At 59.9% G+C, this 6000-nt stretch carries 7 protein-coding genes; 1 reads left to right on the plus strand and 6 read right to left on the minus strand.

The window, feature by feature from the left end:
- Positions 1 to 55: 55 nt before the first annotated feature.
- From AWB75_RS18970 to AWB75_RS18990, 5 genes are all read right to left on the minus strand, one after another.
- On the minus strand, positions 56 to 544 hold the full coding sequence (locus AWB75_RS18970; RefSeq protein ID WP_061125621.1) for a hypothetical protein: 489 nt from the start codon (positions 542 to 544) through the stop codon (positions 56 to 58).
- Positions 532 to 1221 (minus strand): M35 family metallo-endopeptidase, encoded by a 690-nt coding sequence (locus AWB75_RS18975; RefSeq protein WP_061125622.1) that lies wholly within the window; start codon positions 1219 to 1221, stop codon positions 532 to 534. The genes AWB75_RS18970 and AWB75_RS18975 overlap by 13 nt, the downstream gene beginning before the upstream one ends.
- 157 nt (positions 1222 to 1378) lie before the next feature.
- A complete protein-coding gene (locus tag AWB75_RS18980) occupies positions 1379 to 2647 on the minus strand; it encodes a DUF3734 domain-containing protein (RefSeq protein WP_061125623.1) in 1269 nt (422 codons plus the stop codon).
- 24 nt (positions 2648 to 2671) lie between these two features.
- Positions 2672 to 3454, minus strand: a complete 783-nt coding sequence (locus AWB75_RS18985) for a 3-hydroxybutyrate dehydrogenase (RefSeq protein WP_061125624.1) — start codon at positions 3452 to 3454, stop codon at positions 2672 to 2674.
- Between the two features lie 29 nt (positions 3455 to 3483).
- Complete coding sequence (locus tag AWB75_RS18990) at positions 3484 to 4263, minus strand: acetoacetate decarboxylase (protein WP_087086683.1); 780 nt, start codon at positions 4261 to 4263, stop codon at positions 3484 to 3486.
- Between the two features lie 362 nt (positions 4264 to 4625).
- Here AWB75_RS18990 and AWB75_RS18995 point away from each other — a divergent pair, with 362 nt between their 5' ends.
- The gene (locus AWB75_RS18995) at positions 4626 to 4808 is read left to right on the plus strand and encodes a hypothetical protein (protein WP_061125625.1); all 183 of its coding nucleotides are present in this window, start codon (positions 4626 to 4628) and stop codon (positions 4806 to 4808) included.
- Positions 4809 to 4928: 120 nt separating this feature from the next.
- Here AWB75_RS18995 and AWB75_RS19000 read toward each other — a convergent pair whose 3' ends face one another.
- Positions 4929 to 5516, minus strand: coding sequence for a hypothetical protein (locus AWB75_RS19000; protein WP_235012154.1), 588 nt, complete (start codon positions 5514 to 5516; stop codon positions 4929 to 4931).
- Between the last annotated feature and the right edge of the window lie 484 nt (positions 5517 to 6000).

Genomic DNA, 6000 nt, shown 5'->3' on the forward strand with positions numbered 1-6000 from the left:
CTGTGGAAGTATCAGCGTAGCGCAAAGGCGCATTCCCGGATCCACCCTGCGCAAGTTACTCGCGGCCTCGGCTATCTGGTGCGATTGCAGGATCGTGACAGAGGCGGTCACATCCTCCTTCACAAACGGGCAGAAGACCTATCGTCGTGCGTCTGAAGTGCTCGTACTGTTCCGGCGTCTCTCCCCGACGCTCCTGCAAAACCTGAGGATCATAAAATATGTTCTCCTCTTTCAAGCCAAGCTGCATCAGGTAAGCCTTGATCATCTTTCCCCTTGCGTTGGCAAGACTCGCGGCCCGGTGCTCGCTCGCAAGGGCCGGACTGATGATTTCCGCTTTGATATCGACACCGGTCACGCTCCTCCAATCCCTCGCCCGGATAACCATTTGAGCAACTTCAACGCGTGCCGCATTGCCGATGTCGACGGTATTCAAGGGAATGGTTACGTCAAGCATTTGCGAGAATGTACAAGCACATGCAGGCATCGCATGGCACAGAATCAGCATGAATCCGGCTCGAACGACCGATTGCTTCAGCTTTTCCATAGCCGCCCATCCGGGTCGAGATCAAGGCCCTCGAAGTGGGCGATATAGCAAGCAATGCTGTCAGCGTTATTCAAAGACTCCTCGCTGTGCGCTCGCGCCCAATACTTTAGTCCGCTAGCCCACCCGTATGCATTATCAAGGGAATCGAACGCATCAACGTAATGAGTACATTCATGAAGCAGCACCTTCAGCTTGCAATTGGTATGGAGATCCGCTGACGGGAGCGTACAGAAATGCGAGTAGAACTGAATGATGCGCTTCTGTGAATCAGGCTTGCATACCGCTGCATCGTTGCTTCCCATATCGGCGACGGGGACGCAGCTTAGCGATTTGCCTAGCTCATCGTCGTAACGAATCATGTTCTCCGGCGTCAACTCACGAAGAACCGATTGAAGCCTTGGCAATCCTTCCAGCAAAGTTTTACGCGTGCCTTCGTCCGATTTTCCGAACCACGTCTGCACACGCTCTTTCTCCCTCACCCAGACCGTCGCGAGCGCGATAATTCGGTCGTCGATCATTTTCACCGCGATATCGCGCAATCTCATCATGAGTTTTCGAAACTGCGCGTTCGTCATATTCGGGCAGATCGGCGTGGTGTTGATGAACACGGTCACAGTCGATCCCTCGATCGTGTTCGTAGTCGTTCTTGCGACGGTTATCCATTCTTGTTCGGACATTATTTGGACTTCCCTTGCGTGCGGTCGAAACGCCTCTACGACGCGTTGTATGTTCGTTCACCCTATGCGAAGGGACCGCAATTCCTGATCCCTCGCGAAGAAGCGCCGGGCGCAAGCACGCCCGGCGCAAGACCAGCAGTTAATAAGCTCTACGGCTTCAAACGCCTTCCACCACATCCTCATCGTCCAGTTTCTTCGACACCGCCTTCGGCATCTCGGGCGTCGCCTTTGGCGCGGGCTCGAACCGGTGCACGTCATGCGTGACGAAACCGAGATCGTGGCTCGGCACGTCGAACCACTCCGGATGGCCGAACGAGCGTCGAATGTCTTCCAGTCCGCTTTCCCAGTGCTCGCCCATCGTGTCGATGCTGAACTCGTAGTCCTTGTAGTGCCCTTCGAAGAACTTGTTCTTGTAGATGAGATGCACGACATTCACCGCGCCGCCATCGGCGACTTTCTGCGCTTCGCGCAATAGCGGGGTGGAGCGGCGCGTCTTCTCGGGAATATGCTCGAGCAGTTCCTTGATGAGCCGTGAATGCTTGCGGTTATGCGCCAGGAAATCGGTGATCGCGCGGGTTCTGCTCGAATATTGAATGTCCTTGGTGCGCTCGCTCACATCGAGAAAATCGCCCGGCAGTGTGCCGCGCGCGCTCCACAGGTCCACCTGAAACACGAGCGTGTCCTTGCGCTGACAGTCGCGGATGATCTCGGTCAACGGTGTATTCGATACGAGTCCGCCGTCCCAATAGAATTCGCCGTCGATCTCGACTGCCGGAAAGCCCGGCGGCAACGCGCCCGACGCCATGAAATGCTCGGGCGCAAGACGCATCCTCGTGTTGTCGAAGTAGACGAGATTGCCGTTGCGCACGTTCACCGCGCCCACGGACACGCGCATGTCGCCATCGTTGATGCGGTCGAAATCGGCATATTGCAGCAGTGTCGATCGCAAGGCGGACGTGTCGTAATAGCTCACCTCGCTCGGCCGCTTGCTCCGCGGACGCGCGGAAAAATCAGGGATCTCCACGCGTGGCGAGTAGAAGCCCTTCTGCCCCTGACTCACCGCACGCAAGGCCGCCCACATGCTCGAGAACTTGCGGCTTAGATTGGCGAAGCCGAACGCGGCGGGCAGGTAGGCGCCCACGTTTCCAACCAGATCCGCAGGCTGGCAGACCGTGCCCCAGAAGCCGCGCAGCGCGGCCACGCGATCCTCCGGCGCGTTGCCCGCGATGATCGCGGTATTCAACGCGCCAATGGAAATGCCCGATGTCCACGTCGGCTCGACGCCGACTTCGGCAAGCCCTTCGAACACGCCTGCCTGATACGAACCCAGCGCGCCGCCGCCTTGCAGCACGAGGCAAACCTCATCGTAGTCCGGCAGCGCGACGTGGTTCGGCTGTGTGAGTGTGTTGCGTTGACTGCGGCGCATGGGCTCTCCTTATCGTTTTATCGTTTATTGCATGAACCAGCCGTGGCTCACGACGATCGACTGGCCCGTCAGCGCATTCGATTCGAAGCCCGCGAGGAACGCGACCGTGTTCGCGACATCGGCGACGGTCGTGAATTCGCCGTCGACCGTTTCCTTCAGCATCACGTTCTTCACGACATCCGCTTCGGAAATGCCGAGCGCCTTCGCCTGCTCGGGAATCTGCTTTTCGACGAGCGGCGTGCGCACGAAACCGGGGCACACCACATTGGCGCGCACGCCGCGCGGGCCGCCTTCCTTCGCGACGACGCGCGCGAGTCCCAGCAGGCCATGCTTCGCGGTCACATAGGCCGACTTCAGCTTCGATGCCTCGTGCGAGTGCACCGATCCCATGTATATGATCGAGCCGCCCTTGCCCGATGCGTACATGTGCTTGATCGCGGCCTTCGTCGTGAGGAACGCGCCGTCGAGATGGATCGCGAGCATCTTCTTCCAGTCCGAGTACGCGTACTCTTCGATCGGCGCGACGATCTGAATGCCCGCGTTCGACACCAGCACGTCGATGCCGCCGAGCTTCGCGACCGCGTCTTCGATACCCGCGTTCACCGCATCTTCGCTCGTCACGTCCATCGAAACGGCGATCGCCTTGCCGCCTGCTGCGACGATGCTGTCCGCCACTTTCTGCGCATTCGCGATGTTCAGGTCGGCGATGACGACCGCCGCTCCGTCGGCAGCGAGCTTGCGCGCCGTCTGCTCACCGATGCCGCTTGCTGCGCCCGTCACGAGCGCGACTTTTCCTTGCAGTGCCATGTGTAGTTCCCTAGTTGATGTTGTAGGCGTTATTGATTGACGGCGAGCTTGAGCTCGTCGCCGGATGCGAGATAGTCGTAGGCGACTTCGCCGATATCGAGCGTGAGGTTCGCGATGATATGCCGCGCGCCGACCACCTTGCGCACCGGCAGGTCCGCGACGGGCGCGAGCGCATGCGCGTGCAGCTCCAGCGCGGCCGGGCCTTCCCACGCGCCGGTCACGGTCACGTCACGCAAGAAGAAGCGCACGAGTTCGCATACGCGCGCGGTGCCGTCGACATGCGGCAGGACCTTCAGCAGATAGTTCGGTACTTCGGCCAGCTTTTTGCGCTCCGCTTCGAGATCGAGCGGACGATACTTGTAGCCCATCGTGCCCGTCGCGACGCGCTGCGTGCCGTATTCGAGCGTGCCGAGCAGCGTGTCCTTGCCATCGACGGAGAGGCGCGGTCGCGCGAGCTTCTTCGGAAAGCCCCAGATCTCGCGGCCGCCCGCGATCGGGCCTTCGTCGTCCAGATACATCGCGTGCGTGTAGCTGCCCTTGTTGCCGTCCGGGTCGATGACGGAAATCACCTGGCCGCTTTCGGTGTAGTCGCCGAAACCCGAGGAGTCGGGCATGCGAATGAATTCGTAACTCACGAGACCGCTATCCACCTTGAGCGGCTCCGGCACCACGGCGCGCAACGCGTCGAGGTCCGTTTCGTAGGTGATGATGAAGTACTCGCGATTGAGGAAGCGGAACGGCGGACGCGGATAGGCGGGATTGTGCACAGGCATGGCGAACGCATTCCTGCGGATGTAATCTTCTTTCACTAAATCGCTCCAAGTTTTAGAACAGGCACGATAGTAAATGCAGTCGATGACAACTGTCGCGGATGCCCGCCATGAAAGCTTGCGGGTTCAAGTCAAGCGAAACCACAAAACCCCGTCGCTTCAATGTCTTATGGCCCGCGACTGACTGACTGTATTTTTTTGTGCAATATACTGTTGTCTCGGGCGGGTCGATGCGGGCCGGAACTACGAGCCGCCGCCTGGCTCTGAGCGTATCGACGCCCTTCGTGCCGGTTTCCCCTACTTGCACCGGAATAGCGAGTCTTATATTTCTCTTCGTGCGAAGCGGCGAGCCAGGCGTTGTTTTGCGATCCTTAAGGCCATCTCCTCAAAGCGAGTCTCCGATGAAAACGTCCTTGAAGAAAACTCTCGTGCTTTTAGTGCTGGCGGCATTCGCGGCGCCGACGCTGTCGTTCGCGGCCGCGGAATATCCGGACAACAAGCCGCGCCCCGCCTACAAGAAGGGGCATAAGCACAAGAGCAAGAAGTCGACGACCACGCCGCCGCCGGCCTCGCAGACGCAATAAGCCCTCTTCGCCGACAAGAGCACGCGCGCTGCAAGACGGACGCGCGTGCTTTTTCTATTGTCCGGGCGGGCGCGGCGTTCGGAGACGGGTCAGACGAAAGGGATCGTATCGCTGCAGAAACTATTGCGGGCCCGACACGAGGCGCGCGCGCATTGCATCGAGACGTGCCGCGCTGATGTGTCCGCGCGTCGCCATTGCTTCGAGCGCGGCCAATGCCGATGCGGGACCATAGATCGATGCGGCTTTGGCGTCCGCATCGAGTTCGAAGGCGGCCGAACGCTTTTCGCCGCGCGCGCGCCAGATCTTCAGGCAGGCGATGAACGCGAGCACGAACGCGAGGCCTGGCACGCTCACGCGCCAGAGGTCTTCGCCGGGAAAAGTCGCGAACGTGATGCACGGGATCGCCAGAAGCGTCATCGTCGAAGCGAGCGTGCGCGCGAAATCGAGCAGCATCGATCTGCGCTGCGTCGCGTGGCCGACTTCATGCGCGACGACGATGCGCAACAGCGGTTCCGGCAGCGCGAGCGTATCGCGATCGATTTCGATCCGGTTGAGCAGCGTCTCGTAACACGGTCCGCAGGAAGATGTCACGAAGCGCACGCGCGGCGGCGCGACGTGCAGCGCTGCCGCGTCGTCGGCGACGAGCGCGAGCACGTGTCGTTCTTCCGCGCGGAGTTCCATGATCATCGAGCCGGGTTGTCGGTCCATCCGCTGCGCGCCTGCCAGGCATCTATCTCGTCGGTGAGCGCCCGCCGTGACCTTGATGCTGAGCCCTTCGGTTCCGCGCGCGAGCGCTTCGCCGAGGCCTTCGAGCGCGAACTTGGTAGCGGTAGTTGAATATATATCGCGATGCGTCGCGTCGCGGCAACACAAAAGGGCCGCCCTGGCGGGCACTGCGCGATGCTCCTCGAACGTAGGCACGACAGCGCTCCCGTTCAATCATCAACAATCTTGGCTGCCGGAACCGTTACCAATGCACATCATAACGCTGGCGCTTGCCACGCCTCTTCGTCCGCTTAAGGTTAGCGCAATTCGGACACCATCCGCCTTGCCGGATTACTGAAGGCGTCGTCTGCCAGACATGCCCAAGTGACAGCACCGTCGATGCCCTCGATTATTGAGTTTTACTAAATCCATGACAACCGATTCTCGGCTTGAGCGTTATACGATCATCGCCTTGATGAGGGATGAG

It is taken from the genome of Caballeronia catudaia (assembly GCF_001544755.2).
GTDB classification, from domain to species: Bacteria; Pseudomonadota; Gammaproteobacteria; order Burkholderiales; family Burkholderiaceae; genus Caballeronia; species Caballeronia catudaia.